Here is a 25,702-nt window from a genome sequence, read left to right on the forward strand (position 1 = left end):
ACGAGCTGCAAAAGCGTATGGAACAGGCTATTCGCCTGACGGCACCTGGCCAGCCGATCCGCACCGCCCTCGATATGATCATCGCCGGTCACCTTGGTGCCCTCATTTGCGTCGGTGACACCGAAAACGTGCTCGCTGCTGGTAACGACGGCTTCCCGCTCAACATTTCGTTCACCTCGAACCGTCTGTTCGAACTCTCCAAGATGGACGGCGCCATCGTTATCGACGGCGACCTCACCCAGATTCTGCGCGCCAACTTCCATCTCAATCCCGATCCCTCGCTCGCCACGAGTGAGACGGGCATGCGTCACCGTACTGCCGCTCGCATGTCGGTGCTCACCGATGCCATCGTGATCTCGGTCTCGGCCCGTCGTGCCGTCGTCAACGTGTACGTCCACGGCAAGAGTTACGAGATCCAGCCCGTCACCACCATCATGAGCTCGGTCAACCAGCTCGTCGCCACGCTTCAGACCACCCGTCAGTCGCTCGACCGCTCCTTGCTGCGCCTGACGGCCCTTGAGCTCGACGACTACGTCACGCTCGCCGACATCACCGGCATCTTCTCGAGCTTCGAGATCATGCAGCAGGCAAAGACCGAGCTTAAGGATTGCATCGTCAAGCTGGGTAATCAGGGCAAGCTCGTGCAGATGCAGCTCGAGCAGCTCGCGGGCTCCAGCATGGATACCGAATACGACTTGATGATCCGCGACTACGCAAGCGATTCCTCTGAGGCCAACGCCGAGAAGATCCGCGCCGAGCTGAGCCGCATGACGCCTAAGGACCTGTCCGACCCGCAGCACGTGGCGGCAGTTTTGGGCTATGACGACCTGGACGAGGATTCCGTCATGACGCCGCTGGGCCTGCGCACGCTTTCGCGCGTGTCCGTCGTGCGCGACGGCGTGGCCGAGAAGATCGTCGACGAGTACGGCTCGTTGCAGGAGCTCATGGACGACATCAGCGAGGATCCGGAGCGCCTGGGCGACTTTGGTGTCAACAACCCTGCCATTCTTGCGGACTCGCTGTACCGCATGAAGGGCACCAAACAGGGGAACGCATAATGGCGCCCGTATGCGCCGTGGTCGTTGCCGGCGGCAGCGGCCAGCGATTTGGAAATCCCGGCGGCAAGCAGCTCGTTAACGTGGCGGGCCGTCCGCTCATGAGCTGGTCCATCCGCGCGTTCGATCGTAGCGACAAGGTCCGCCACATCGTCGTGGTTTGCCCTACCGAGCGCCGTGCCGAGATGCGCCGCCTGGCCATCGACCCGTTTGACTATGACACGCCCATCAGCTTTGCCGATGCCGGCGATACTCGTCAGGATTCCACCCGCGCCGGCGTGCACGCGGTGCCGGCGGGCTTTGAGTACGTCGCCATTCACGACGGCGCTCGTCCGCTCATCACGACCGAGGCCATCGATCATGCCATCGATGTGCTCGTGAGCGACCGCGCCCTCGACGGTGTCGTGTGCGGTCAGCCCGCGATCGACACGCTCAAGATCGTCGACGGCGACAATATCGTCGAGACGCCGCCGCGTGAGCTCTACTGGGCCGCGCAGACACCGCAGATCTTTAGCGTCGACGCCATGAAGCGCGCCCACACCGCAGCTATCGCCGAGGGCTTTATCGGGACCGACGATTCTTCGCTGGTCGAGCGCATGGGCGGGCGCGTCCGCTGTGTCCAGAGCCCGCGCGATAACCTTAAGGTGACGGTGCCCGAGGACCTGCGTCCCGTAACCGCGATTCTGCTCGGCCGCATGGCCGAGGGAGAGGACCTTCCCCATGTTCAGTAACCTGCGCATTGGCCACGGCTACGACGTCCACCGTTTGGTGGAGGGGCGTCGATGTATCATCGGCGGGGTCGACATCCCCTACGAGCGCGGCCTGCTGGGCCACTCGGATGCCGATGTGCTTGCACACGCGCTGGCAGACGCCATTCTGGGAGCCTGCCGCGGGGGAGACATCGGCAAGCTATTCCCCGACACCGATCCCGCCTACGAGGGTGCCGATTCGATGGTGCTGCTCGCTCGCGTGATGGACTATGCGCGCGAGCTGGGCTTTGAGTTTGTCGATGCCGACTGCACCATTACCTGCCAGCAGCCCAAGATTACCCCGCACCGCGATGCCATGCGCGCCAACCTCGCCCATGCTCTGGGCGTTGACGTCGAAAACGTGGGCGTCGCCGCCACTACGACCGAAAAGCTCGGTTGGGAAGGCCAAGGCGAGGGAATCGGCGCCTGGGCCGTCTGCCTGCTACAGAAAACCGTTAAGGAGTAACGAATGCGTATCTACAACAGCGCTACCCATAAAAAGGAAGAGTTCAAGCCCATCGAGTCCGGCAAGGTCCGCATGTATGTGTGCGGCCCCACGGTCTACGACAACATCCACATCGGCAATGCCCGCACGTTCATCAGCTTTGACGTGATTCGTCGCTGGCTCATCGCGAGCGGCTACGAGGTCACGTTCGCCCAGAACCTCACCGATGTCGACGACAAAATCATCAAGCGCGCCAACGAGCAGGGCCGTACGGCTGCCGAGGTCGCGACGGAGTTCTCCGACAAGTTCATCGGCGTCATGCGTGCCGCCAACGTGCTCGATCCCAATGTGCGCCCCCGCGCCACCAAGGAGATCGGCCCCATGATCGCCATGATCAAGACGCTCATCGAGCAGGGCCATGCCTACGCAGCCGATAACGGCGATGTGTACTTTGCCGTGCGCAGCGATCCCAGCTACGGTCAGGTCTCGGGCCGCAACATCGATGACCTTATGGTTGGCGCGCGCATCGAGGAGAACGAGGACAAGAACGACCCGCTCGACTTTGCCCTGTGGAAGGCCGCCAAGCCCGGCGAGCCCAGCTGGCCGAGCCCTTGGGGCGAGGGCCGTCCTGGTTGGCACACCGAGTGCGCCGCCATGGTGCATCGCTACCTGGGCACTCCGATCGACATCCACGGCGGCGGCTCCGACCTTGCCTTCCCGCATCACGAGAACGAGTGCGCCCAGGCCACCTGCGCCTGGCACCAGGGCTTCTCCAACACCTGGATGCACACAGGCATGCTGCTGGTAGACGGCGAGAAGATGTCCAAGTCGCTCGGCAACTTCTTTACGCTGGCCGAGGTCCTCGAGCAGCACTCCGCTGCCGCTCTGCGCCTGCTGATGTTGCAGACGAGCTATCGCTCGCCGCTCGACTTTTCTTGGGAGCGCCTGGAGGGTGCCGAAAACTCGCTCACGCGTATCGCCGGTACGGTCGAGAACCTGCGCTGGGCCGCGAACCATGCGACGGCCGATGCCGATGAGGCAGCATCCGAGGCGTTTGCCGCCAAGGCCGCCGAGACCCGCGCCACCTTTAAGGAGTGCATGGACGACGACTTTAACACCGCCGGCGCCATGGGTGCCGTCTTTGGCTTTGTGACCGAGTGCAACCAGTACCTGGAGCAAGCGGGCGACGCTGCCGACAAGACCGCTGCCCTGGCCGCCGCCGATACGCTGGTCGAGCTGCTCGATACGTTTGGCGTTGAGCTCCCCGAGCCCAAGGTCGAGCTGCCGCTGGGTCTGCTAGGCGTTGCCGCCGGCTTGGTCGCCTACACGGGCGACGACGTGGACGAGGCCGCTGCCAAGATTCTCGAGGCCCGCGCCGAGGCCCGCGCCGACAAGAACTGGGATCTGGCCGACGCCATCCGTGACCAGCTCAAGGACCTCGGGCTGACGATCGAGGATACCGCCGCCGGCACTCGTATCAAATCTCTCTAATCCCCGCGGGTTTCCCAAGCACCCGACCTTGCCGTTCAAACCGTCGCTCGCGTACTCAAGTACGCGTCGCTCCTCTTTCACGGCAATCTCGGGCACTTGGAAAACCCGTACCGACCGCCCGAATTAATATTCATGGGCGGTCGTTTATTTTGTTTCGTTTGATAGTTGTATTTAGGAGGTCACTTTATGGCCGACAATCGCAAGCGTGCGTCTCGTGGCGGCAAGCAGGCTGCTTCTGGCTCGCGTCCGATTCGCCGCAATGACCGCACTGCCGCGTCCAAGGGTCAGCGCGAGCGCTCCCAAGCCCAGACTGCGCGTCCGCAGCGCGAGCGTGGCCGCGATGCTGTCCAGGCTCCCAAGGGTGAGTTCATCGAGGGCCGCCGTGCTGCCGCCGAGGCTCTGCGCACCGGTTTTCCCGTCAAGTGTGCGCTGATTGCCGAGGGTGGGGAGCGCGATGCCGCCCTATCGCGTCTGGTCGATGACCTCAACGCCGCGGGCGTCCGCATTAAGTACGTGTCGCGCGCACAGCTCGATGCGCTGTCGAGCCACGGCGCTCACCAGGGCATTGCGCTCGAGGTGGGCAACTTTCCCTACGCCGACGTTGCCGACATTCTCGACCGCGCGGGCGAGGGTCCTGCGCTCGTTGTCGTGCTCGACCATGTGACCGATGACGGCAACTTTGGTGCCATCGTGCGTTCCGCCGAGGTTGTGGGCGCGGCCGGCGTCATCATCGCCAACAAGCGCGCCGCCGGCGTGACCGTGGGCAGCTACAAGACTTCAGCCGGCGCCGTCATGCATCTGTCTATCGCGCAAGTGCCCAACATCGCCCGTGCGCTCGACGATCTTAAAGCCGCCGGCTTTTGGGTGGGCGGTGCCTCCGAGCACGCCGAGGGCAGCTGCTGGGACGCTCCCTTCGAGGGCCGCGTGGCACTTGTCATGGGTTCGGAGGGTGACGGCATCTCGCGCCTGGTGCTCGAGAAGTGCGACTTTTTGACCAAGCTCCCCCAGCGCGGTATGACCGAGAGCCTCAATGTGGCCCAGGCGACCACCGCGCTGTGCTTTGAGTGGCTGCGCCGCAACGCCGGTGAGCTCATGGGGGAGGAGTAGCGCATGTCCAAAAAGAACCGTGCCAAGTCCAAGGCCAAGCGCTTTGGCGAGGGCTCGGCCAAGCCGATTGTTTCGGCCGCGACCTACGGCGTGGGCGGCAATGCGTTTGCGCAGGCTATCGCCGACCCAGTCTCGACGGTGCACTCCAACAAGCCCGAGCTGCTGGTGGTCGACGGCTACAACGTGATTCACTGCACGCCGCGCTACGAAAAGCTCGTCTACGACCATTCCGACGATCCGTATTCCAGCGACGTTCACGATATGGCGCGCACCGCCCTCATCAACGACGTTGCCGCGTTTGCCCAAGGCCGCTATGAGGCTGTGATCGTCTTTGACGGCGCGGGAAACATCTCCAGCGAGCGCCCCAACCTGCCTGCTCGCGGCGTGCGCATCGAGTTCTCGCCGACGGGCGTATCGGCCGATACCGTGGTGCAGAAGCTCTGCATCGAGGCACGCGAGGAAGGCCGCGCGTGCTCAGTGGTATCGAGCGACGGCACGATCCAAGCCGTCGTCATGGGCAAGGGCGTCACGCGCATCTCGAGCCGCATGCTGGTGGACGAGATCAAGCAGATCGATAACGACGTTCACGAGGCAGAGGAAGCCCCGCAGATCAAGATGACCCTGGGCAGTCGTTTGAGCCCCGATGCCCTGGCCAAGCTCAAGGCCCTGCGCGGGAGGTAGGGGAGCTGACGGCGCGACGCTGTCTCGCTAATTCCATTCAGCGATGTCGATCATTCTTTCGAGGCGCCACGTTAGCGCCTCTTTTAGATAAGGCAGTCTCGCTGCTAGGGCATCGTTTTTAGACAGAATCTCGATTGCCTCGTCGACAAAGCCTTTGAGTTTGTCTCCATCGAACCAGCCCATGTCCTCGACGAGCAGCATTTGTTTGGCGGGGCTTGAATGAAACTGCGCGCTGGTAAAACTGTGCTCTCCCGCCCTAAGCTCCTCAAGAGAAATGTTGCACCAGAGCGATGAGCCCGAATCGAAGATGGGGGCTGGCCTGCAGACTAGTGAGTTGACGTTTCGCACGAGGCCGAAGTTGCGCCAATGACGATCGTAGTTGGCGATGATGTCGTCGCACACGATCATGCGGTCAAGGGCATCCTTAACGCCTGTCACCCCGAGCTCCTCGCAGTTTGCTACATATCGCTCGTAGTCGGTTAGCCGTTCATCTGCGTTTGCGTGCTGGTTTACATAGAACGCAGGGACATACTCTTCTTCATCAGTTAAGAAGACATCGCATATGCTCATGGCGGAAGTGCCCGTGCCCTCGAGCGAGTAAGGCACATAATCGCAGGCGTTTAGGATGCGCCGGTGGAGCGCGGTCGCCACCAGCTCGTTATAAGGTTCTTGGTTCAGGTGCGCTCCTGCCTTATGCAGAATTCGACGCCCGCCCTCGCACGTCCAGTACTTTTGAAGATTGCCGTCCGAGGTGTTATCGGGCTTTGCGGCAGCCGCTTTTCCCTCTGGGGCAAAGGGCGCAATGGACAGCGAGACGTCATCAAAGGCGTTATTGAAGAAGTTGATATCCTCCCAGGCGAGACCGGAATCTTGGGGTCTAATCCAATACTGGTCGGATAGGGAGATGCCGAGATTTCGCTGTACGAGTTCATCGGGAACATCGACTGCGGCTTCTGCAAGCAGGGAGGTTAGCCCAATGCGTGCGAGCGGGATACCGCGGCCGCGCCACCAGATGCGGAAGGAGTCGAGCGATACAGGTTTGCTGGGAGCAAAAACTCCAATAGGGGCGTGGGCACGATCGACGTCGGCGCCGATGTGGGTGAAGTCTTTCCGTGATCTGCTGTAGACCAGCTGGGCTACTTCGTGCGTGCGGTTCATGAGGGTAAATGCGATTTCGCTTTTCCCATGTCCGCGACGAGGCCGTCCCCCTCTTTTGGTTGCGGAGCGGAGTCGCGTGTCTACGCTGTCTTTGTCGATAAGCCACACGCCAGAAGCCTTGCGGGCGGTCAGCGCGCCGTTCTTAATGAGCTCCTGCACCCTGCGCGGGGTGATGCCGAGCAGCTCGGCTGCTTCCTTTGTAGTCAACATCGCGAAACCCTTCGCCAAAACGAATAGTTTTATATAGCCAATTGTAATTAAAACTATTCGTTCTGGCGAATGGTTTTAAGATTGAGGGCGCACTGACAGAAATGAACGGGCCTGGTATGCGCTGTTGCTGGATTTTGCATATTTGTATATCGCCGTGCGGCCTGTTGCGCCCCGCCCGCAATTCCATTATTCTTAACAGGCTTCGCGCGAAAGCGCCAAGTGTGCCAGTGTGGCGCAACGGTAGCGCAACTGATTTGTAATCAGTGGGTTGCAGGTTCGATTCCTGTCACTGGCTCCATGAGAGTTTCGGGCTCTGTTCCCTTGTGGAGCAGGGCCCGTTTCTTTTTTTGTTGATAAGTATCGGGCAAAGCGTCCGTCTCGTCCCCCAATTAGTCTCAATCTGTAACACCAAGACGGTTTAATCGTTTCTAACTGTTACAGAATGAGACGTGAGCTGGGGTCTCTGCGTAATATCTCAATCTGTAACAGATAGGGGAGAAAATGTTCTCTAGATGTTACAGATCGAGACAAAGGCCGAACCGGCTCCAGACATCCACGCTCAAATCTGCCGCGGAAGCCCGATCTCGACCTATATATAGGTGCAAATAAGTCGTTATCGAAGTTCGATCCTGAAGGTGTACTCCACTACACCAAAGTGTTGCCTCGGGAAATGTCGCCTCATTATCCAAATCCACCGTTCTTCATATCCAAATTCAGCAAAATCGCAGGTCACAGGTATATAGATACGCCCGGCACCGTGTATCTAGAGGTTTTCGTTGACAGCCCGCAAGGTTGCATCGTATTATCTTCTTCGTTCGCGGGGGCGGCGGTCCAAAAGACCAAAGAACCTGCGGATACTTGAACGATTGGGAGTTTGCCCGAGTGGTTAATGGGGACGGGCTGTAAACCCGTTGGCTCTGCCTACATAGGTTCGAATCCTATAGCTCCCACCCGTCAAGTGCCTGTATAGCTCAGTCGGTAGAGCACTTCGTTGGTAACGAAGAGGTCACCAGTTCAAGTCTGGTTGCAGGCTCCATCCGGCGGTGTAGCTCAGTTGGTTAGAGCACACGGTTCATACCCGTGGCGTCACTGGTTCGAATCCAGTCACCGCTACCATAGGTAACACGGTGGCTTCTCAATAGTATGTTGAGAGGCCACTATGGTATAAAGGCAAAGTCCCGTCCGGGGACGACCTGTTAAGAGGAGGGCTTTATGGCCAAAGAGAAGTTTGAGCGCACTAAGCCGCATGTTAACATCGGCACCATTGGTCACGTCGACCACGGCAAGACCACGCTGACCGCTGCCATCACCAAGGTTCTCTCCGAGACCGAGGGCTGCAAGGCTGACTTCACTGCGTTCGAGAACATCGACAAGGCTCCCGAGGAGCGCGAGCGCGGCATTACGATCTCCGTCTCCCACGTTGAGTACGAGACCGCTTCCCGTCACTACGCTCACGTTGACTGCCCGGGCCACGCTGACTACGTCAAGAACATGATCTCCGGTGCTGCTCAGATGGACGGCGCTATCCTGGTCATCGCCGCTACCGACGGCCCCATGGCTCAGACCCGCGAGCACATCCTGCTCGCCCGTCAGGTCGGCGTTCCCTACATCGTCGTCTTCCTGAACAAGTGCGACATGGTTGACGATGACGAGCTCATCGACCTCGTCGAGATGGAGACCCGTGAGCTCCTCTCCGAGTACGATTTCCCCGGCGACGACATCCCCGTCATCCGTGGTTCCGCTCTGGGCGCTCTCGAGGGCGACGCCAAGTGGATGGACGCTATCCGCGAGCTCATGAATGCAGTCGACGAGTACATCCCGACGCCTGCTCGTAACAACGACCTCCCCTTCCTGATGGCCGTTGAGGACGTTATGACCATCTCCGGCCGTGGTACCGTTGCTACCGGCCGTGTCGAGCGCGGTGAGCTCAAGCTCAACGAGCCCGTCGAGATCGTCGGCATCAAGGACACCCAGAACACCGTCGTTACCGGTATCGAGATGTTCCGTAAGTCCATGGACTTCTGCGAGGCTGGCGACAACGTCGGTCTGCTGCTCCGCGGCATCAAGCGCGAGGACATCGAGCGCGGCCAGGTTCTCTGCAAGCCCGGTTCGGTTACCCCGCACACCAAGTTCACCGGCGAGATCTACGTTCTGACCAAGGAGGAGGGCGGCCGTCACACCCCGTTCTTCGATGGTTATCGTCCTCAGTTCTACTTCCGTACCACCGACGTTACCGGTACGGTCAAGCTTCCCGAGGGCACCGAGATGGCTATGCCTGGTGACCACATCACCATCGAGGGCGACCTCATCCACCCGATCGCCATGGAGGAGGGCCTGCGCTTCGCTATCCGCGAGGGTGGCCACACCGTCGGTTCGGGCATCGTCTCCACGATCATTGAGTAAATTAGCTCTCTGATATAGCTGACTTAGAGAACCCGGCACTTATATGGGTGCCGGGTTCTTTTCTGCAATGGACATTGAGTCGTTGCTGGTGTCGAGAGGATCGATAATGGTCCTGGGTACACCGTCGATTAGCTCTCGCTGGCTTCATTGATGTGTTCCAAATATGAATGGATCCACCGAGAACCAATTGACTCGAGGTTTTCGTTGACAGCCCTTACGTAGAGCTGATAAAGTACCATCTCGTGCCCGTACGGGGCGGAAATGAAAGGTTCAGGATACATGCGTACTCTAGTTACTCTTGCGTGCACTGAGTGCAAGCGCCGCAACTATACGACCACCAAGAACAAGGCGAACATGCCTGATCGTATGGAGATCAAGAAGTATTGCCCCTGGTGCCGTCACCACACGCTGCACAAAGAGACCCGCTAGTCTCTAGTCACATACGCCAGTAGTTCAATTGGTAGAGCATCGGTCTCCAAAACCGAGTGTTGAGGGTTCGAGTCCTTCCTGGCGTGCCAGTCATTATTCCGTAAGCTCCCATTGGGGGCTTACGGTTTACTCATGTATAAGCGCATTGCGCGGAGGTAACCCAAATGGCCAACAAGAAGAACAAGAAGAAGGCTCAGCAGCCGGCACCCGCCAACAACGCTGCCGCCAACTCCAAGGTTGAGGCCAAGAAGGCCGTTGCCAAGAAGAACGAGAAGGCTGCGAAGTCCAAGAAGAACGAGAAGCCTGGTTTCTTCGCCCGCACCAAGAAGTATTTCGCTTCGGTCAAGTCCGAGATGAAGCGCGTCACGTGGCCCGATAAGAAGGAGCTCGTGAACTACTCGGTCGTCGTTTGCGCTTCTCTGATCGTCGTCGGCGTCGTCATCGCTCTGCTCGATGCTGGCTTTGGCGAGGCTCTTGCTCTGTTTTCTGGATTGAGGGGCTAAACCATGTCTAAGCGTTGGTACGTCGTTCACACTTACTCTGGATACGAGAACCGCGTTAAGTCTGATCTCGAGCATCGCATCGAGACTATGGGCATGCAGGACCGTATCTTTGATATCGAGATTCCTATGGAGCGCGTCACTGAGATTAAAGAGGGTGGCAAGCGCGAGACCAAGGATTCCAAGATTTTCCCGGGTTATGTTCTGGTCCGCATGGAGATGGATGACGATGCATGGACGTGCGTTCGCAACACGCCCGGCGTTACCGGTTTCCTGGGCGGCAACGGCAAGCCCGCTCCGCTTTCCCGCGACGAGTACAATAAGATGACTCGTCGTCCCGGTAAGGGCGATTCGCCCAAGCGTACCTCGGTTGATATTGAGGTCGGCACGTCCGTCCGCGTCACCGATGGCCCGCTTACCGACTTTGATGGCAAAGTCTCCGAGGTTAACACCGAGGCTGGCAAGCTCAAGGTCACGCTGATGATCTTTGGCCGCGAGACGCCGGTCGAGCTCGACTTTAACCAGGTCGCTGTCATCGCTTAAGTTTTCGTCCGTTCGCGCGAGCGTGCTTCTTCTGTGACTGCTCATCTCAGGAGTGCTTCTAACACGTGCGTGCTTACGATATAGCAAGTACTTCACACTCGTGATTCGAAAGGAATGACCATGGCTGAGAAGAAGGTTGCCAACGTCATTAAGCTCCAGATTCCTGCTGGTGCCGCTAACCCCGCTCCTCCCGTCGGCCCCGCCCTGGGCGCTGCTGGCGTGAACATCATGCAGTTCTGCCAGGCCTTTAACGCCGAGACGCAGGACAAGAAGGGCGACATCATCCCCGTTGAGATCTCTGTCTACGAGGATAAGTCCTTCTCCTTCATCACCAAGACCCCGCCGGCGGCTCACCTCATCAAGAAGGAGCTGAACCTCAAGTCTGGTTCCGCTAAGCCCCAGGCCGACAAGGTTGGTCAGCTTTCCCAGGAGCAGCTCACCAAGATCGCCGAGATCAAGATGCCGGACCTCAATGCCAACGACATTGACGCCGCCAAGAAGATCATCGCCGGTACCGCCCGCTCCATGGGCGTCACCATCGCTGAGTAGCGATTTCTTTAGGTAATGACGGGTATTCCGACCGGGGCGCCCGTTATATGTGTGCAATAGGGCACACGATACGATGTGGGAGGGCTCACGCCCGTTTAACCACAGGAGGTAATGCACATGGCTAAGCATGGTAAGAGCTATAACGCCGCTGCCGAGAAGATCGACCGCGCCACGCTCTACACCCCCCTTCAGGCTGCCAAGCTCATCAAGGAGCTCGACACCGCCAAGTTCGACGAGACCATCGAGGCCCACTTCCGTCTGGGCATCGATACTCGTAAGGCTGACCAGAACATCCGTGGTTCCATCTCCCTGCCCCACGGCACCGGCAAGACCGTTCGTGTTGCCGTCTTCGCCGAGGGCGAGAAGGCCCGCGAGGCCGAGGCTGCCGGCGCCGACATCATCGGTTCCGACGAGCTCGTCGCCCAGATCCAGAAGGGCGAGATCAACTTCGACGCCGCTATTGCTACGCCGAACATGATGGCCAAGGTTGGCCGCATCGGTAAGATCCTTGGTCCCCGTGGCCTCATGCCGAACCCCAAACTCGGCACCGTGACCATGGACGTCGCCAAGATGGTCTCCGAGCTCAAGGCTGGCCGCGTTGAGTACCGCGCCGACCGCTACGGCATCTGCCACGTGCCCCTGGGCAAGAAGTCCTTCTCTGAGCAGCAGCTCGTCGAGAACTACGCTGCCCTGTACACCGAGATCCTGCGCGTCAAGCCCTCTTCTGCTAAGGGCAAGTACGTCAAGTCCATCTCCGTGTCTTCCACCATGGGCCCTGGCGTCAAGGTCGATCCCGCTGTCCAGCGTGACTTCCTGGCTGAGTAACTGCTAGTTACTGCCTCAAAGCAAGCATTGCTAAAGGAACCCAGTTCTGCCTCGTGCGGGACCGGGTTCTTTGCTATCTCGGGGCAAAACCACCACAAAGGGGACAGGCACCTTCGTGGTGGCTTTGCCTCGGTTGCTCCAAAATCCCCATTGCACGTCGTTTCGACTGTGTTGCACTTTAGCGCGATGTAGTGAATACCCGAGGCTGAAAGGAGCCAGGCATGTTCTATAACACGCAGCAGCTCCTAGGCCTAGCGCTACTAGATGGGATAGCGCGCTAGGGTTGCAATCTCGCTATAACGATGAGTTGTACCCGGGTGCGCTATCGTCCGCTGCTTTTGGGCGTGATGAGCGACACGGGTATTTTTCTATCTTGGGGCACTCCATCTCTCCTGAAAGCCATCTGTATCTCAGGCCTATCAGGAGGAAATCATGAGTCGCAAAATCGCAATCTTTGACACTACGCTGCGCGACGGGGAGCAGCCTCCCGGCGTCAGCATGAATACTGAGGGAAATATCGTTATCGCACGTCAGCTGGTGCGCATGAACGTCGATGTGATCGAGGCGGGCTTTACCATCACGAGCCCCGGCGATTTTCGCTCGGTGCAGGAGATTGGCAAGATCGCGGGCGACCGGTGCACGGTATGGAGTCTCACCCGTGCGGTCGACTAGGATATCGAAGTGGCCGCAGAAGCCCTCAAGACGGCTCAGAGGCCCCGTATCCATACCGGCCTGGGGTAAGCCCCAGCCATCTGCGCGACAAGCTCCATATGACCGAGGATGAGGCTAGCATCAGTCGGTGGCCCTAAGTGGGATTCGACCGATCCGGCTGCCCCACGCCGCGAGCTTACCGGCGGCATTTACTTTGGCAAGCACGATCGTTTCTACGACGAGGACGGCGCGGGCGCTAATGGCGCTGCGGGCCAGCGTGCGGTCGATGTGATGGAGTACCGCGAGTTCGAGGTGGAGCGCATTGCCCGTCAAGCGTTCGAAGCGGCCCGCAAGCGTCGCGGTGACGTGACGAGTGTGGATAAGCGCAACGTGCTGGAGACGAGCCGCATGTGGCGCGAGGTCGTGCATCGCGTGCATGATGAAGAGTGCCCCGATGTGCAGCACGAAGACCTGCTCGTCGATAACGCCGCTATGCAGCTCATCAACCGACCGGGCGACTTTGACGTCGTAGTTACGGAGAACATGTTCGGCGACATTCTCTCCGACGATGCTGCACAGATTACGGGCTCGCTCGGCATGCTCGCCTCTGCTTCGCTGGGCGACGGCGTTTCGCTGTTCGAGCCGAGCGCTGGCAGCGCGCCCGATATCGCAGGGCTCGGTATTGCCAATCCGCTCGCACAGATCCTGTCGGCGGCAATGCTGCTCACGTACGCGCTCGACATGGGCGAGCAGGCCGTCTTAGTCGAAAATGCCGTGGCCCATGTGCTCGACGAGGGCTGGCGTACCCGCGACATCGCCGACGCCAACACCCCTGCTGATAAGATCCTCCGCACCGCTCAGATGGGCGATAAGGTCATCGCTGCCCTGTAGCGTCGAGAGTCCGGAACCACCACAAAGGTGCCTGTCCCCTTTGTGGTGGTTACCAGGGGGTTCTGGCGGTCGAGGACTCGATGACCTCATGGCGCTTGAGCTCGCGGCGCATGGTTTGCGAATTGAGCCAGGCTGCTTGCCAGCCACGGATGGGGTAGCGCGTCTCGTCGAGTTCAAACTGCGTATAGCCGCAGGCGTTGACGATCGTTGTCCCGCATGCGTGCTGACGCTCGCGCTGAAAATCGCAACCGTAGCTTTGGTGCACATGCCCGTGCACCATGTAGTCGGGATTCCAGGATTCGAGTGCCGTGTTAAAGCATTCGAATCCTCGATGCGGCAGATCATCCAGATCGCCCACGCCGGCGGCGGGCGCATGGGTGAGCAAGATGTCGCAGCCGCCGACCATCCTCACTTTGTGGGACAGCTTGCGCACGCGCTTGGCCATCTCGCGCTCGGTGTACATGTTGGCGCCATCTCGGTAGCGCATGGAGCCGCCAAGCCCCGCAATGCGAACGCCGCGATACACGTACACGGTGTCTTCGACACAGATGCAGCCGCCCGGTGCATGACGTGCGTAGCGGTCATCGTGGTTGCCGCGGACGTAGATGAGCGGTTTGTTGATGACCGTGACCAAAAACTCAAGATAGTCCGGGTCCAGGTCGCCGGCAGACAGAATCAGGTCGACACCCTCAAAGCGCTCCTTGCGAAAGCACTCCCAAAGGCATCGTTCTTCGGTATCTGCTATGGCAAGGATCTTCATAGGGCGGTAACCCCCGGCTCATCGTCGAGCTGCGGAATGGTGCCCACCACGTTGTCCGCCAGCCAATTCATCTCGACAATTTGCGTGCTCGGCAGTGGGGGAAAGCCCTCAATCTGCACCACGCCGTCTTGGCTATGGAGCTCGCCGCCAAATGGATTGATGGAGCCCTCGACGATGCCATTGCGGAGTAGCTGAACAAGCTTGCGCGTCTGGTAGGGTAGGCCCGGAGCATAACGGATGTCGATAACACCTGAGCTCATGCCGTACCAGTAGTTGACGGCGCGAACCTGGCTGTCGTCACTGGTCTCATCCCAGGTGCCATGCAGCAGGCTTCGCACGATAAGCTCGTAGTATCGGCCCCAGTTCCATACCGGCATGGCAATGCCGACAGCCTTGCCATCGACTAGACGGTGGAGTCCGTAGGCCGTGGGGTCTTCGAGTGACTTTGACATGTCGGCGCCGGTCATGACGCTCACACCTTCGCGACACATGGCCTCGGCAAGGCCTCCGGCGGGCACATCGCCCCAGGTCAGGATAATTTGCGCACGGGGGTCGAGCAGCGAGGCGCCAATCGCAAAGGCGTTGATCTCGCTGAGCGCGCCCGAGGCGAAGACCGACGCGTGGTAACCGATGCGGTGGTTGTCCGCCATGCTGGCGGCAAGGGCGCCCAAGAGAAATTTGGCCTCGTACATCTTGCCAAAGTACGAACGGACGCTTTGGTGGGGAAGGCCGATAGAGCAGTTGAGGAATCGCACCTGAGGATACTCGACGGCAGCCCTGAGCGTGTATTCCATCAGGCGGTGCGAGGTCGAGAAGATGACGTTTGCTCCATGTTTGACAGCCGTTTCCACGGCGGCGTAGAACACGTCCGGATCGTGGCAGTTCTCGAACGCCTCGGTGCGCACGATGCCGCCAAAGTGCTCGTCAAGATATTGGCGCCCTTGATCGTGCAGGCTGTCCCAGCTCGATGTCGCACAGGGGAATTCGTGGATAAAGGCGATGCGCAGGGGGTTGGCGGCCGAGTAGACGGTCTTGCCCATAAAGAAGTTGAGCACGCCGGAGGTGGACTTGGCGGGCGACTCTTCCTCGTTGGGTTGAGGGGCTTCGACAAGATCGACCTTGTCCTCGTCACTTTTGCCGGCAATGACCAGCTCGCGCCAAATCTTGCACAGGCGGTTAACGACGATATCCGTCGGCGTATCCAGCAGGCGGTCCTGGTTGTACACATTGAGGTAGACGAGCATGGCGTCGGCGGGCGTAATGTCCAGATGGTCGCCACCTGCGCGAAGGTAGGCGCGCTTAAAGAGCAGGAAGGTGTGGCGCAGGTAGTCGACCTTTTTCTGCGGCCATTTTTCGATGAGGTTCTGACCGAGCATCTTGGCGAGCGTCTCATAGCTTCCCTCGCGCGAGAACTCGATCTCGTATAGGGGACAGACGTGCCAAAACGCACAGAACTCACCGTACAGGCGGCTTTCGACGGAATCCCATTTGCCGGGGTAGAGACGGGTGACCTTGGCCGAAACCGTCGGGGCGTCCAGGAATTTGAGGACACTGACGCGCTTGTTGCCCTCTTGGACGTAAAACCGATGCATGAACTCGGTTACGATGACGGGATCGCGATAGCCCTCGGTCACCTGGATGTCGTAGAGGTTGGACCACTTGCGGGCGAACTCGGTACTAAACGGCAGCAGGGGCATAAAGTTGCACGAAAAGGCGGACTGACGGCCCTTGGTAACCGTACCGACGACCATTTCGAGCGGAATATCCCGCAGGCCGACGTTCTCTCGCTGACCTAAGGGGAGCTGAGCAACCAGGCTATCGAGGTCCGTAAGGTACGGGTGCTCGCTTTGGCTGATGGCGCGACGACGCCCTTGCTCGCCGCGTTTGCGTGCTTGACGATAGGCCTCTTCCATGGTGTCTACTCCCTTAGTCGTTTAAACAACTATATATACCATGGTACCACGAATGAAAACCACCACAAAGGTGCCTGTCCCCTTTGTGGTGGTTTAGGCAATGAGGGGAGCGATGGCACGAATGCAGGCGTCGGCAGCGGTGAAAGTGGTGCTGTCGTCGCTGACGATAAAGATAATCTTTCCTTTGATGCCAAAGTCGCCGATCTCGCTAAAGAGCACGTAGGGCTCCTTGTCAAAGCCCGAGATGGGCGAGACAGCCGTTTTGGTTGCGCTCGTGAGCTCGTCTGCCAGCGCGTCAAGGGAAGCCCATTTAGACGTGTCCTTTACGGCAACGGGCACGGCCACGCGCCCAAAGGGCATCAGATGCACGAGTGTGTTCTTGGAGATGTTGGAGTTGGGCACAATGATGGTCTGTCCACAGGCATCTTCGATGGTCGTGTGGCGCCAGGTGATGTCTTGGACCACGCCGGATACGCCGCCGACCTCGATATTGTCGCCGGGTTTGATGATGCCCATAAACGTCACCTGCATGCCGCCGATAAGGTTTGAGAGCGTGTCCTGAAAGCCGAGTGAGATGGCGATGCCGCCGACGCCAAGAGCGGCGACGAGTGCGTTTGCGTTGATGCCAAAACAGTTGTCGAGGATAAAGCTGCCGCCGATCATCCAGATGACGGCGCGCGCGATGTTGATGAAGATGCTCGATGAAGGGAGCGGGTTATCGTCGCGGTTAAGCAGGTGGTGCAGGGTCTTGGACGCGACTTTGGCGGCAACGGCGGTGCCGATGGCCAAGATGCCGGCCCAGATGATGTTGTGGACCCATCGTTGTGCAAAGAAATGAAGAATTGGCTCAAACAATTCCATGTAGGGAAACCTCCTCATGATCGTCCAACCATGATACCCACCAAGAAGCCCGTCCGATCAAATTCTGACGGGCTTCTGTGCTCGATATAAGGTTTGCACGGCGGGGCTGCAAGGCCCGGCGGTGTAGCTTAGCGTCGACGCTTCCAGATAATGCCGAGAATGATGATGACGATGCCGCCGATGAGGCATGCGCCGACCATAGCCAGCGTGCGGTCTCCCGTTGCGGCGAGCTTACCGGTCGTCTTCTTGGTGATGACCTTCGTGGTCGTCGTATCCGTCTGAGGCGAGGGCTCAGGCGTCGGGGCCGGTGTGGGCGTGGGGTCCACGGCGGCGGAGCCAAAGCTGATGGTGCCCGCGAGCGAGGCCATCTTGCTCTCCCAGCTGTTCTGCCCGATCAGCGCCCTTAGTGCTGACTCGCAGGTACCCCACTCGGTGTGCTTGGTGGCGTTTGCGAAGGTGGGGAAGTCGGTCGTGTTGGTGATGATGTAGTTGTTGGTGGCGACGGTATAGGTCTTGGCGGGGTCGAGCGTGCTGCCATCCTTGGTGAGTGTGGCGCTCACGATGCGCTTGCCTTCGGACTGCGTCCAATCGATTGTCACGTTGATGCCGCCGAAGGAAAGGACACTGCCGGAGTCGTCGCGCCACTTGTACATGTCTTGCGCCTCCTGCTCGGTGTGGCCGGCCGCCACGTAGGTTTGCTGAAGCTCGTAGCTGTGATTGCACTCGTCACTGATCTGCAGCGAGTGCTCGAGCGCTGCCAGGAAGTCCGCACCGGTCATGGTCCAGGTCTCCACGGTGTTGCCGTAGGGCGAGATAGCGATGACGTTGCCGGCGGTCACATCGCCCGCCGCGATGCCGCCGCGGATGCCGCCCGCGTTCTCGATGGCAAGGTCTGCGCTCGTCAGGTCAAGATAGGAGCCGCAGATCACATGTCCGATGGTCTGGGCCTTGGTGGTGTCGCCCTTCTTGCTGGGACGGAAATCGGTGGTGCGCACCATTTCCCAACCATGCGTGCCTGCGGCGTCCTCGCCGTAGTAATAATTGGTAGAGCTCGTGCCGAGCACCTCGCTCGATGCGGCGCTAAAGGCATCGTCGAGCGGCTTGATCTTGTTGTTGCTGACCTCATCAAGGATGCTCTGATAGGTGGAGCCCTTGTTGGGGTCGGTCAAAAGAACGTTTACGTCCTTGGCGGTATAGAGCTTCTCGTCGCTTTTGCCTGCGTATACCGCCACCGTGTCATCGTCGGTGCTTTCGGTGCCCTTGGTGTCGTACTCGTAGGGGACGGAAAGCAGTCCCACCTCGGCAAAGGCACTGCCCGCCTCGACAACGTGGATTGTCTTGCCGTCGGCTCCCGTCACCTTCTCGTTAAGGTTGATGTGCTCGTGGCCTGCGATAAGGGCATCGACGCCACGGAGCCGCGTGGCAAAGGTCTTGGCGTCGAGCGTGTGCGCGATACACACAACAACATCGCAGCCCTCCTTGCGCAGCTGCTCCGCCTCGGCATTGATGGCGTTCGCGGCACTCGAGAAGCTGGTGCCCGCGACCAGGTCCGCGCGCAGCGAGGAACCTAGCGACTCATCCATGGCTCCGACGACGCCGACCTTAATCTTGTAGTTAAACGTGGAACTGTCCTCGCCGTCCTTCCAAGTGCGGTTGAGCGTCTTGGTGATGCTCGAGCTCCATACGCCGTTCGAGGACGTTGCATTCGCGCAAAGCATGGCGAAGGGCGTGCCGGTGGTGCTGTGGCCGGTCATGGCGCGGAGCTTGTCCGCGCCGTAGCTCCAGTCGTGGTTGCCCGGCGTGGTCGCGTCGTAGCCGTCGGCATAGAAGGTGTCCATGAGCTCGGCGATGCTTTTGCCCTCGCTCATGGTGGCGAAGGACTGTCCATGGAAGGTGTCACCCGCATCGAGCAGAAGATCGGGGGCGTTGCCCTGGGCGCTATAGAGGACTGCCAGTCCGTCAAAGCCCACAGTGCCGGTGCCCTTGCTTGCGTTGTAGCTGTACTTGTAGCTGCCGTGGATATCGTTGGTGTGCATGACGGTCACGGAGTCGTTGATCGCCTGGGGCAGATCGCTCGCAAGGGCGAGGCTGGGTGCGCCAGTGAACACGCCGGCAAGCAGCGCGGCGGTTAACGCAAGGCGGGGGACGAATCTTTTCATGGCAGTCTCCTTAGTCCTTAACAAAAACCACCACAAAGGTGCCTGTCCCCTTTGTGGTGGTTTTCTAAGTCGTTAGCTTAGCAGCATGCGGTCGTTGGCGAGCTCGCCGCCCGAGACCTCCTCGAACTTCTGCAGCAGGTCGGCGACGGTGAGCGACTTTTTCTCGTTGCCTGCCACATCGTAGATCACGTGGCCCTCGTGCATCATGATCAGACGGTTGCCCAGACGGATGGCGTCGTTCATGTTGTGTGTGACCATGAGCGTGGTCAGGTGGTTCTCGTCGACGATTTCCTCGGTCAGGTTGAGCACCTTCGATGCCGTCTTGGGGTCGAGGGCCGCCGTGTGCTCGTCGAGCAGCAGCAGGCGCGGCTTGGTGAGCGTGGCCATCAGCAGGGTGAGTGCCTGGCGCTGGCCACCCGAGAGCAGGCCGACCTTAGCGTTGAGGCGCGTATCCAGACCAAGGTCCAGACGCTTGAGCAGCTCAACGTACTCGTCCTTCTCGGCCTTGGTGACGCCCCACGAAAGACCGCGATGCTGGCCGCGGCGCTTGGCGAGGGCCAGGTTCTCGGCGATCTGCATGTCGGCTGCGGTGCCGCGCATGGGGTCCTGGAACACGCGGCCCAGGTACCTGGCGCGCTGCGACTCGCTCAGACGCGAGATATCGGTGCCGTCGAGCTCGATAACGCCCGAATCGAGCGGATACACGCCGGCGATCATGTTGAGCAGCGTGGACTTGCCGGCGCCGTTGCCGCCAATCACGGTTACAAAGTCGCCGTCGTTAAGGGTGAGGTCGACGCCGGTGAGCGCGCGCTTCTCGGTGACGGTGCCCTTGTTAAAGGTCTTCTTGACGTGTGAGAGCTTAAGCATCTGTCTCATCTCCCTTCGTGTAGGAGCTGCGGAGCTTATAGCGCTCCCAAACCACGGGCACGCACAGGGCCACGGCCACGATCACGGCGGAGAGCAGCTTCATGTCGTTGGCGTCCATGCCCAGCTGCAGCACGATGGCGCGGATAAGGAAGTACACCACGGAGCCAAAGACGGCGGAGGCAAGACGGACGCTAAACTGCGTGAGTCCGCCGGGCAGCAGGCGACCGAGCACTTCGCCGATGACGATGGCGGCAAGGCCGATAACGATGGCGCCTGTGCCCATGCCAATGTCGGCATACTTTTGGCTCTGGCAGATAAGCGCACCCGAAAGGCCGATGAGGGCGTTGGAGAGCACGAGAGCGATCATCTTGGTGGAGTTGGTGTTAACGCCCAAGGCGCGGATCATGTACTCGTTGTTGCCGGTGGCGCGAAGCGCCGAGCCGATCTCGGTACCAAAGAACCAGTACAGGATGGCGACGATAGCCACAGCGAGCAAGATGCCCAGGATGATGGCGACGGTGGACTGCGGCAGGCCCGTCATATTGCTGACGGCCGAGAATACGGTGCCCTTGGCAAGGATGGGCGTGTTGGATTTGCCCATGATGCGCAGGTTGACGGACCACAGGCTGATTTGGGTGAGGATTCCAGCGAGGATCGCGGGAATCTCGAAGACGGTGGTCAGAATGCCCGTGACCGCGCCCGCGATGGCGCCGGCGCACATGCCGGCCAGCACGGCGAGCAGCGGGTCGACGTTATTGTTGACGATGAGTACGGCGCAGACACAGCCGCCGAGGGCAAAGCTGCCGTCGCAGGTCATATCGGGGATGTCGAGCAGGCGGAACGTGATAAACACGCCAAGCACCATAATGCCCCAGAGGACGCCCTGCGAAACGGCGCCCTGCAATGCAATGAGCATGCTTCATACCTCCTAGGATAGGGTGGACACGTGATGTTCCATAATAGCGGTAACAATGAATATAAGAGCGGCAGACAAACGTTTTGTTTTATCTGAAACAAGCAGGGCGAACGTCGGTCTATGACGTTCGCCCCAATGACTCAGATATTGAATAACGCAGCTATAGTGCGAGAACGAACCCTAGATGCGTTATGGCGCATGGCGCTACTCGTCCAGGGCGGAAAGGTCGATGCCCAGCACCTCGGCCATCTCGTCGTTCTTGACGACGACCAAGTCCTTGCTCGAGAGGTGCTCGATAGCCATATCCTCGGGCTTGGCCTCGCCCTTCAGGATCTTAACGGCCATCTCGCCCGCGGCATAGCCCAGGTCCTCATAGTTGATGGAGAGGGTGAACAGACCGCCGGCCTTGCACATGCCCTCCTCGCCGGTAACGAAGGGGAGCTTGTTCTCCTTGCAGATCTGACCGACCTGCGAAGCGCCCGCGGCGATGGTGTTGTCGGTGGGGGAGTAGAGCGCGTCGACCTTGCCCACGGCGGACTCGACGACGGACTGGATCTCGTTGGAGCTCGAGACGGTGAAGTCGGTGTACTCCAGGCCAAGCTTGTCGAGTTCCTTCTTGGCGGCCTTGATTTGGACGTCGGAGTTGGACTCGGCGGTGCAGTAGAGCAGGCCGACCTTCTTTACGTCGGGCAGGACCTTCTGCATCATCTCGAGTTGCTCGGCGACCGGGGTAAGGTCGGAGGCGCCGGTGACGTTGGTGCCGGGCCTGTCGTTGTCCTGGACCAGGCCGGAGGCGGCGTAGTCGGTGATGGCGCAGCCCACGATGGGGATATCCGCCGTGGCACCGGCAGCAGCCTGTGCGGCGGGCGTGGCGATGGCGTAGATCAGGTCGACGCCATCGCCCACGAACTTGTCGGCGATGGACTTACACGTGGACTGGTCGTTCTGGGCGTTCTTCTGGTCGATCTTGACCTTAAGGCCGCTTTTCTTGATGGCCTTGACAAAGCCGTTGTTGGCGGCATCGAGTGCGGAGTGCTCGGTGAGCTGCAGAACGCCGATGGTGTAGTCGGAACCGGCGGCAGCAGAGCCGGAACCAGAGTTGCCGCCGCATCCGGCGAGCGGGGCGAGCGCGAGCAGGCCGGCGGAGACCAGAAGGCTCCTGCGGCTGATGGTGATGTCCTTCATATCATTACCCCCAGTATAAAAATGGCTGGAAACACTGCACTGGGACAAAGTGCAAGTGGAACTATAGTAACGCCGATGTCCATTTTTACAACAGCCTGGCGGGTTTTTTAATACAGAACCGGATAGGCGGTACGGGTAGTCGAATGGGTGACGGAGATGCTTATGCGGCGGAGACGGCGTCATCATCCTCGTCCAGGGCGGCAAAGAGTTTCTTGCCGTCAAGGAGGCGCGTGCTGACGTTTCTCATACGGGTGATCTCGACGGTGCGCAGCGTATCGTCGGTGCCTCGGGCGTCGTAGACCGTTCCCAGCAGATACGAGATGCCATCGCGCTGCCTGATGGCAAAGGGTCGGAGCGTCATCCGCACCGCTTCGGTTGCGCCACGGGCGAGGGTACTCGAGATATCAAAGCTGACGGTCGTTCCGTGGTCGATGGCCTGCTCGATGAGCTCGCACGTGTCGATGCGCTTGATGGGCGTGCGTGTTGCCTTGGTAGCCTTGCTGCTTGCGCTTGGAGCGGGTTCGGGTGTATCGAGGTAGTCGCGAACGTCGGCACTCGCCATGGCAACTAAATGCTGCGCCATGCTCTTGCGGATAGCGATAGGCGTGGAGCGGTTGCGCATGACCATGCCGTGGAGCCGGATGATCTCTTCATCGGTGAGCGGGCGGGTAAGAAGTTTGTAGCCCACGCCGCGTTTGTAGTCGATTTCGTATCCGGCGTGACGAAGCGCGGATATCGAGGTGTAGATGCTGCGCCGCGCCGCCGAGATGGGCATGCGGGTGGGGTCATCGGGATGGGCGAGGTGCTCGATTAACTCATCGGAAAGCAATGCCTTGTCTTCGCCGGTGTTTTCGCTCAAGAGCTGCAGGATGCGCACGGCGCGATAGGCCGCCATCGAGGCGGCGCCTCTGGTCGTGGTCTCATAGTTTTCAACAACGGCTTCGGTCATAACGCCCACGTCCTTTCCATTTTGGGTGGCGACGGTACGGAGCCTAGGACGCGGGGCTTGCCTAGGGGCGCAGGGCGCTCTGGGCGGTCGGTAGTTGTCGGCAAGCGGCGGGTCGAGTTTTCAACAGCCCTGCTCAACTAACCAAAAACTTGCCAAAAGCTTGACGGATGCTGTTGAAAAAAGCGCCCCTCGGCTTGCCGAGAGGCGCTGACGCGATGTGCTGTAACGCGCTGGGTGGCGCTGTGGCGATTAGAAGTCGGCGTTGCCCACGGTACGCGGGTGCGGCAGGACGTCGCGGATGTTGCCCACGCCGGTGAGGTACATCACCAAGCGCTCGAAGCCCAGACCGTAGCCGGCGTGCTTGCAGGAACCGTAGCGGCGCAGGTCAAGGTAGTACTTGTATTGCTCGGGATTCATACCCAGGTCCTTGATGCGGGCCTCGAGCAGATCCAGGCGCTCCTCGCGCTGGGAGCCGCCGATAATCTCGCCGATACCGGGAACCAGGCAGTCGGCGGCGGCGACGGTCTTGCCGTCCTCGTTCATGCGCATGTAGAACGCCTTGATCTCGGCAGGGTAGTCGGTTACGAAGGTCGGGCGCTTAAAGTGCTCTTCGGTCAGGAAACGCTCGTGCTCGGTCTGCAGGTCGATGCCCCAGCTCACGGGATAGTCAAACTGGTGACCCGCGGCGACGGCCTGCTCCAGGATCTCGACGGCCTCGGTGTAGGTAACGCGGGCAAAGTCGGAGTTTGCCACGTGGTCCAGGCGCTCGATCAGGCCCTTGTCCACAAACTTGTTGAGCATGTTGAGCTCGTCGGGGCAGGTGGCCATAACGTCCTTAAGGACGTACTTGAGCATGGCCTCGGCGTTATCCATGTAGTCGTTAAGGTCGGCGAAGGCCATCTCGGGCTCGATCATCCAAAACTCGGCGGCGTGGCGCGTGGTGTTGGAGTTCTCGGCGCGGAAGGTGGGGCCAAAGGTGTACACGTCGCCAAAGGCCATGGCAAAGTTCTCGGCATTGAGCTGACCGGACACGGTGAGGCTCGCATGCTTACCAAAGAAGTCCTGGCTCCAGTCGACCTCGCCGGACTCGGTGAGGGGCGGATTTTTGGGGTCGAGCGTGGTCACGCGGAACATCTCGCCGGCGCCCTCGCAGTCACTCGTGGTGATGATGGGGGTGTTGACGTAGACAAAGCCCTGCTCCTGGAAGAAGCGGTGGATGGCGGCAGCCGCGACAGAGCGGATGCGGAACACGGCGCGGAACAGGTTAGTGCGCGGGCGCAGGTGCTGCTGGGTGCGCAGGAACTCGACGGTTGCGCGCTTCTTCTGCAGCGGGTAATCCGGGGCGCTCGTGCCCTCGATCTCGATGGAGGTGGCGGAAAGCTCGAAGGGCTGGGGCGCATCGGGGGTCAGCTTGACGGTGCCAGTGCAAATGAGTGCGGCCGAGACGTTTTGGTGGGCGATCTCGTCGTAGTTGTCGAGCGCCTCGCGGTTCATGACGACCTGCAGGTCGCGGAAGCAGCTGCCGTCGTTGAGCGTAACAAAGCCAAAGTTCTTCATGTCGCGGACGGACTTGACCCAGCCGGCGACAGTGACGGTCTGGCCGCCGAGCGACTCGGCATCGGCATAGAGCTGCGCGATTTTGGTGCGGTTCACGTATCCTCCCATAGCGGTTGAATGATAGTTATCCATACAGTTCGATATTCTAGCAGCTCGGCTCATTTGGGCTATACAGATAAGGCATTGGCGGGATGGTTTTTCAAACGAAAAGCGCCCGCGGCCAAATGGTCGCGGGCGTTTGACGAGGTGCCTTTTGGCTGTGTGGCACGGGGCCTGGCTACTTGGTCTTGGCTACCAGCAGCGGGTCGCCAAGCTTGACGAGCGGGTTGCCGCCGATAAGCGTTCCAGACTCGCCGACATGGTCGATGCTCTTAAGACGATCGAGCTCGGAGACGATGACGGTCACGATGTCCTCGTGACCGGCGGCCTTAATGGCCTCGCGGTCGAAGCTGATGAGCGGCTGGCCTGCCTTGACCACATCGCCCATCTCGACAAAGCGGGCAAAACCCTTGCCGTTCATTTCCACGGTGCCCAGGCCAACATGGATGAACACGCGAAGACCGTCCTCGGTGATCATGCCGATGGAGTGGTTGGTGACGGTGGTGGCGCCGATGCGGCCGTTGGCGGGCGCATAGATGGTGTCGGTGATGGGCTCGATGCCATAGCCCTGACCGAGCATGCCCGCGGCGATGGTCTCGTCGGGAACCTCGTCCAGATTGACGAGTACGCCGTTGACAGGGGCATAGATGACGCCTTCGCGGGTAGCGAAGCTTGCTGAGGGCGGAACGGACGCCTCGCCCGACGAAGTGAACGTGGACTTGAGCGAATCGAGCAGACCCATAGTTGCC

Annotated in this window: 25 protein-coding genes and 5 tRNA genes; 19 read left to right on the plus strand and 11 right to left on the minus strand. The window is 59.9% G+C overall.

Annotated features, from left to right (window positions below; all coding sequences use genetic code 11):
• Nucleotides 1-17 precede the first annotated feature (17 nt).
• The 6 genes from disA (at nucleotide 18) to DXC90_RS00465 (ending at nucleotide 5,528) form a co-directional block, all read left to right on the plus strand.
• Nucleotides 18-1,058, plus strand: a complete 1,041-nt coding sequence (disA, locus tag DXC90_RS00440) for a DNA integrity scanning diadenylate cyclase DisA (protein ID WP_369796797.1) — start codon at nucleotides 18-20, stop codon at nucleotides 1,056-1,058.
• Complete coding sequence (gene ispD / locus DXC90_RS00445) at nucleotides 1,058-1,786, plus strand: 2-C-methyl-D-erythritol 4-phosphate cytidylyltransferase (RefSeq protein ID WP_117734296.1); 729 nt, start codon at nucleotides 1,058-1,060, stop codon at nucleotides 1,784-1,786. The genes disA and ispD overlap by 1 nt, the downstream gene beginning before the upstream one ends.
• Nucleotides 1,776-2,270, plus strand: coding sequence for a 2-C-methyl-D-erythritol 2,4-cyclodiphosphate synthase (gene ispF, locus DXC90_RS00450; RefSeq protein ID WP_117734297.1), 495 nt, complete (start codon nucleotides 1,776-1,778; stop codon nucleotides 2,268-2,270). Before ispD ends, ispF begins: the two co-directional genes overlap by 11 nt.
• Nucleotides 2,271-2,273: 3 nt before the next feature.
• A complete protein-coding gene (gene cysS, locus DXC90_RS00455; protein WP_117734298.1) occupies nucleotides 2,274-3,740 on the plus strand; it encodes a cysteine--tRNA ligase in 1,467 nt (488 codons plus the stop codon).
• A gap of 186 nt (nucleotides 3,741-3,926) precedes the next feature.
• Nucleotides 3,927-4,847, plus strand: coding sequence for a 23S rRNA (guanosine(2251)-2'-O)-methyltransferase RlmB (rlmB, locus tag DXC90_RS00460; protein WP_117734299.1), 921 nt, complete (start codon nucleotides 3,927-3,929; stop codon nucleotides 4,845-4,847).
• A gap of 3 nt (nucleotides 4,848-4,850) precedes the next feature.
• The gene (locus DXC90_RS00465) at nucleotides 4,851-5,528 is read left to right on the plus strand and encodes an NYN domain-containing protein (protein WP_006234978.1); all 678 of its coding nucleotides are present in this window, start codon (nucleotides 4,851-4,853) and stop codon (nucleotides 5,526-5,528) included.
• Between the two features lie 27 nt (nucleotides 5,529-5,555).
• Here the strand turns inward: DXC90_RS00465 and DXC90_RS00470 are convergent, their stop codons facing one another.
• The gene (locus DXC90_RS00470; RefSeq protein ID WP_117734300.1) at nucleotides 5,556-6,896 is read right to left on the minus strand and encodes a DNA-binding protein; all 1,341 of its coding nucleotides are present in this window, start codon (nucleotides 6,894-6,896) and stop codon (nucleotides 5,556-5,558) included.
• A 223-nt stretch (nucleotides 6,897-7,119) separates the two neighbouring features.
• Here DXC90_RS00470 and DXC90_RS00475 point away from each other — a divergent pair.
• The 13 genes from DXC90_RS00475 (at nucleotide 7,120) to DXC90_RS00535 (ending at nucleotide 13,687) form a co-directional block, all read left to right on the plus strand.
• Nucleotides 7,120-7,194: transfer RNA gene (locus tag DXC90_RS00475), tRNA-Thr, on the plus strand.
• A 570-nt stretch (nucleotides 7,195-7,764) separates the two neighbouring features.
• Nucleotides 7,765-7,846, plus strand: a tRNA-Tyr gene (locus DXC90_RS00480).
• Nucleotides 7,847-7,856: 10 nt separating this feature from the next.
• A tRNA-Thr gene (locus DXC90_RS00485) sits at nucleotides 7,857-7,932 on the plus strand.
• Between the two features lie 3 nt (nucleotides 7,933-7,935).
• Nucleotides 7,936-8,012: transfer RNA gene (locus DXC90_RS00490), tRNA-Met, on the plus strand.
• Between the two features lie 96 nt (nucleotides 8,013-8,108).
• Complete coding sequence (gene tuf / locus DXC90_RS00495) at nucleotides 8,109-9,299, plus strand: elongation factor Tu (RefSeq protein WP_089572520.1); 1,191 nt, start codon at nucleotides 8,109-8,111, stop codon at nucleotides 9,297-9,299.
• A 279-nt stretch (nucleotides 9,300-9,578) separates the two neighbouring features.
• Nucleotides 9,579-9,728, plus strand: coding sequence for a 50S ribosomal protein L33 (gene rpmG, locus DXC90_RS00500; protein ID WP_102372646.1), 150 nt, complete (start codon nucleotides 9,579-9,581; stop codon nucleotides 9,726-9,728).
• Nucleotides 9,729-9,741: 13 nt separating this feature from the next.
• Nucleotides 9,742-9,817: transfer RNA gene (locus DXC90_RS00505), tRNA-Trp, on the plus strand.
• A gap of 75 nt (nucleotides 9,818-9,892) precedes the next feature.
• Nucleotides 9,893-10,231, plus strand: a complete 339-nt coding sequence (gene secE / locus DXC90_RS00510; protein ID WP_117583102.1) for a preprotein translocase subunit SecE — start codon at nucleotides 9,893-9,895, stop codon at nucleotides 10,229-10,231.
• A gap of 3 nt (nucleotides 10,232-10,234) precedes the next feature.
• Nucleotides 10,235-10,771 (plus strand): transcription termination/antitermination protein NusG, encoded by a 537-nt coding sequence (nusG, locus tag DXC90_RS00515; protein WP_099432095.1) that lies wholly within the window; start codon nucleotides 10,235-10,237, stop codon nucleotides 10,769-10,771.
• Between the two features lie 120 nt (nucleotides 10,772-10,891).
• On the plus strand, nucleotides 10,892-11,320 hold the full coding sequence (gene rplK, locus DXC90_RS00520) for a 50S ribosomal protein L11 (protein WP_022093893.1): 429 nt from the start codon (nucleotides 10,892-10,894) through the stop codon (nucleotides 11,318-11,320).
• Nucleotides 11,321-11,437: 117 nt separating this feature from the next.
• Nucleotides 11,438-12,145 carry a 50S ribosomal protein L1 gene (gene rplA, locus DXC90_RS00525; RefSeq protein ID WP_117734301.1) on the plus strand — a complete coding sequence of 236 codons (708 nt, stop codon included), beginning with the start codon at nucleotides 11,438-11,440 and terminating at the stop codon, nucleotides 12,143-12,145.
• 432 nt (nucleotides 12,146-12,577) lie between these two features.
• Entirely contained in the window at nucleotides 12,578-12,817 is a 240-nt protein-coding gene (locus tag DXC90_RS00530; protein ID WP_233502088.1) for a hypothetical protein, read from the plus strand.
• Between the two features lie 108 nt (nucleotides 12,818-12,925).
• Nucleotides 12,926-13,687, plus strand: a complete 762-nt coding sequence (locus tag DXC90_RS00535; protein ID WP_117734302.1) for an isocitrate/isopropylmalate family dehydrogenase — start codon at nucleotides 12,926-12,928, stop codon at nucleotides 13,685-13,687.
• Nucleotides 13,688-13,736: 49 nt separating this feature from the next.
• Here DXC90_RS00535 and DXC90_RS00540 read toward each other — a convergent pair whose 3' ends face one another.
• From DXC90_RS00540 to DXC90_RS00585, 10 genes are all read right to left on the minus strand, one after another.
• On the minus strand, nucleotides 13,737-14,447 hold the full coding sequence (locus DXC90_RS00540; protein WP_117734303.1) for a metallophosphoesterase: 711 nt from the start codon (nucleotides 14,445-14,447) through the stop codon (nucleotides 13,737-13,739).
• Nucleotides 14,444-16,360, minus strand: coding sequence for a BMP family ABC transporter substrate-binding protein (locus DXC90_RS00545; protein ID WP_117734304.1), 1,917 nt, complete (start codon nucleotides 16,358-16,360; stop codon nucleotides 14,444-14,446). The genes DXC90_RS00540 and DXC90_RS00545 overlap by 4 nt, the downstream gene beginning before the upstream one ends.
• A 93-nt stretch (nucleotides 16,361-16,453) precedes the next feature.
• Nucleotides 16,454-17,221, minus strand: coding sequence for a mechanosensitive ion channel family protein (locus DXC90_RS00550; protein ID WP_117734305.1), 768 nt, complete (start codon nucleotides 17,219-17,221; stop codon nucleotides 16,454-16,456).
• A 128-nt stretch (nucleotides 17,222-17,349) separates the two neighbouring features.
• On the minus strand, nucleotides 17,350-19,380 hold the full coding sequence (locus DXC90_RS00555) for a bifunctional UDP-sugar hydrolase/5'-nucleotidase (protein ID WP_117734306.1): 2,031 nt from the start codon (nucleotides 19,378-19,380) through the stop codon (nucleotides 17,350-17,352).
• 72 nt (nucleotides 19,381-19,452) lie between these two features.
• Nucleotides 19,453-20,247, minus strand: coding sequence for an ABC transporter ATP-binding protein (locus DXC90_RS00560; RefSeq protein ID WP_117734307.1), 795 nt, complete (start codon nucleotides 20,245-20,247; stop codon nucleotides 19,453-19,455).
• A complete protein-coding gene (locus DXC90_RS00565; protein ID WP_117734308.1) occupies nucleotides 20,240-21,163 on the minus strand; it encodes an ABC transporter permease in 924 nt (307 codons plus the stop codon). Before DXC90_RS00565 ends, DXC90_RS00560 begins: the two co-directional genes overlap by 8 nt.
• A gap of 204 nt (nucleotides 21,164-21,367) precedes the next feature.
• Entirely contained in the window at nucleotides 21,368-22,348 is a 981-nt protein-coding gene (locus tag DXC90_RS00570; RefSeq protein ID WP_117734309.1) for an ABC transporter substrate-binding protein, read from the minus strand.
• Between the two features lie 160 nt (nucleotides 22,349-22,508).
• Nucleotides 22,509-23,297 carry a hypothetical protein gene (locus DXC90_RS00575; RefSeq protein WP_117734310.1) on the minus strand — a complete coding sequence of 263 codons (789 nt, stop codon included), beginning with the start codon at nucleotides 23,295-23,297 and terminating at the stop codon, nucleotides 22,509-22,511.
• A gap of 249 nt (nucleotides 23,298-23,546) precedes the next feature.
• Nucleotides 23,547-24,950, minus strand: a complete 1,404-nt coding sequence (gene asnS, locus DXC90_RS00580) for an asparagine--tRNA ligase (RefSeq protein WP_117734311.1) — start codon at nucleotides 24,948-24,950, stop codon at nucleotides 23,547-23,549.
• A gap of 181 nt (nucleotides 24,951-25,131) precedes the next feature.
• Entirely contained in the window at nucleotides 25,132-25,695 is a 564-nt protein-coding gene (locus DXC90_RS00585) for a PTS glucose transporter subunit IIA (RefSeq protein ID WP_117734312.1), read from the minus strand.
• Between the last annotated feature and the right edge of the window lie 7 nt (nucleotides 25,696-25,702).

It is taken from the genome of Collinsella sp. TF09-1AT (assembly GCF_003436895.1).
GTDB lineage: Bacteria > Actinomycetota > Coriobacteriia > Coriobacteriales > Coriobacteriaceae > Collinsella.

Coding starts and splice junctions, on each gene's coding strand:
- tuf (WP_089572520.1), top strand. CDS start 8,109: ATGGCCAAAGAGAAGTTTGAGCGCACTAAGCCGCATGTTAACATCGGC.
- DXC90_RS00565 (WP_117734308.1), bottom strand. CDS start 21,163: ATGCTCATTGCATTGCAGGGCGCCGTTTCGCAGGGCGTCCTCTGGGGC.
- DXC90_RS00540 (WP_117734303.1), bottom strand. CDS start 14,447: ATGAAGATCCTTGCCATAGCAGATACCGAAGAACGATGCCTTTGGGAG.
- rpmG (WP_102372646.1), top strand. CDS start 9,579: ATGCGTACTCTAGTTACTCTTGCGTGCACTGAGTGCAAGCGCCGCAAC.
- ispD (WP_117734296.1), top strand. CDS start 1,058: ATGGCGCCCGTATGCGCCGTGGTCGTTGCCGGCGGCAGCGGCCAGCGA.
- DXC90_RS00550 (WP_117734305.1), bottom strand. CDS start 17,221: ATGGAATTGTTTGAGCCAATTCTTCATTTCTTTGCACAACGATGGGTC.
- DXC90_RS00555 (WP_117734306.1), bottom strand. CDS start 19,380: ATGAAAAGATTCGTCCCCCGCCTTGCGTTAACCGCCGCGCTGCTTGCC.
- disA (WP_369796797.1), top strand. CDS start 18: ATGGAACAGGCTATTCGCCTGACGGCACCTGGCCAGCCGATCCGCACC.
- rplA (WP_117734301.1), top strand. CDS start 11,438: ATGGCTAAGCATGGTAAGAGCTATAACGCCGCTGCCGAGAAGATCGAC.
- rplK (WP_022093893.1), top strand. CDS start 10,892: ATGGCTGAGAAGAAGGTTGCCAACGTCATTAAGCTCCAGATTCCTGCT.
- nusG (WP_099432095.1), top strand. CDS start 10,235: ATGTCTAAGCGTTGGTACGTCGTTCACACTTACTCTGGATACGAGAAC.
- DXC90_RS00585 (WP_117734312.1), bottom strand. CDS start 25,695: ATGGGTCTGCTCGATTCGCTCAAGTCCACGTTCACTTCGTCGGGCGAG.
- DXC90_RS00530 (WP_233502088.1), top strand. CDS start 12,578: ATGAGTCGCAAAATCGCAATCTTTGACACTACGCTGCGCGACGGGGAG.
- ispF (WP_117734297.1), top strand. CDS start 1,776: ATGTTCAGTAACCTGCGCATTGGCCACGGCTACGACGTCCACCGTTTG.
- DXC90_RS00545 (WP_117734304.1), bottom strand. CDS start 16,360: ATGGAAGAGGCCTATCGTCAAGCACGCAAACGCGGCGAGCAAGGGCGT.
- DXC90_RS00575 (WP_117734310.1), bottom strand. CDS start 23,297: ATGACCGAAGCCGTTGTTGAAAACTATGAGACCACGACCAGAGGCGCC.
- DXC90_RS00560 (WP_117734307.1), bottom strand. CDS start 20,247: ATGCTTAAGCTCTCACACGTCAAGAAGACCTTTAACAAGGGCACCGTC.
- DXC90_RS00570 (WP_117734309.1), bottom strand. CDS start 22,348: ATGAAGGACATCACCATCAGCCGCAGGAGCCTTCTGGTCTCCGCCGGC.
- DXC90_RS00470 (WP_117734300.1), bottom strand. CDS start 6,896: ATGTTGACTACAAAGGAAGCAGCCGAGCTGCTCGGCATCACCCCGCGC.
- DXC90_RS00535 (WP_117734302.1), top strand. CDS start 12,926: ATGAGGCTAGCATCAGTCGGTGGCCCTAAGTGGGATTCGACCGATCCG.
- DXC90_RS00465 (WP_006234978.1), top strand. CDS start 4,851: ATGTCCAAAAAGAACCGTGCCAAGTCCAAGGCCAAGCGCTTTGGCGAG.
- rlmB (WP_117734299.1), top strand. CDS start 3,927: ATGGCCGACAATCGCAAGCGTGCGTCTCGTGGCGGCAAGCAGGCTGCT.
- cysS (WP_117734298.1), top strand. CDS start 2,274: ATGCGTATCTACAACAGCGCTACCCATAAAAAGGAAGAGTTCAAGCCC.
- secE (WP_117583102.1), top strand. CDS start 9,893: ATGGCCAACAAGAAGAACAAGAAGAAGGCTCAGCAGCCGGCACCCGCC.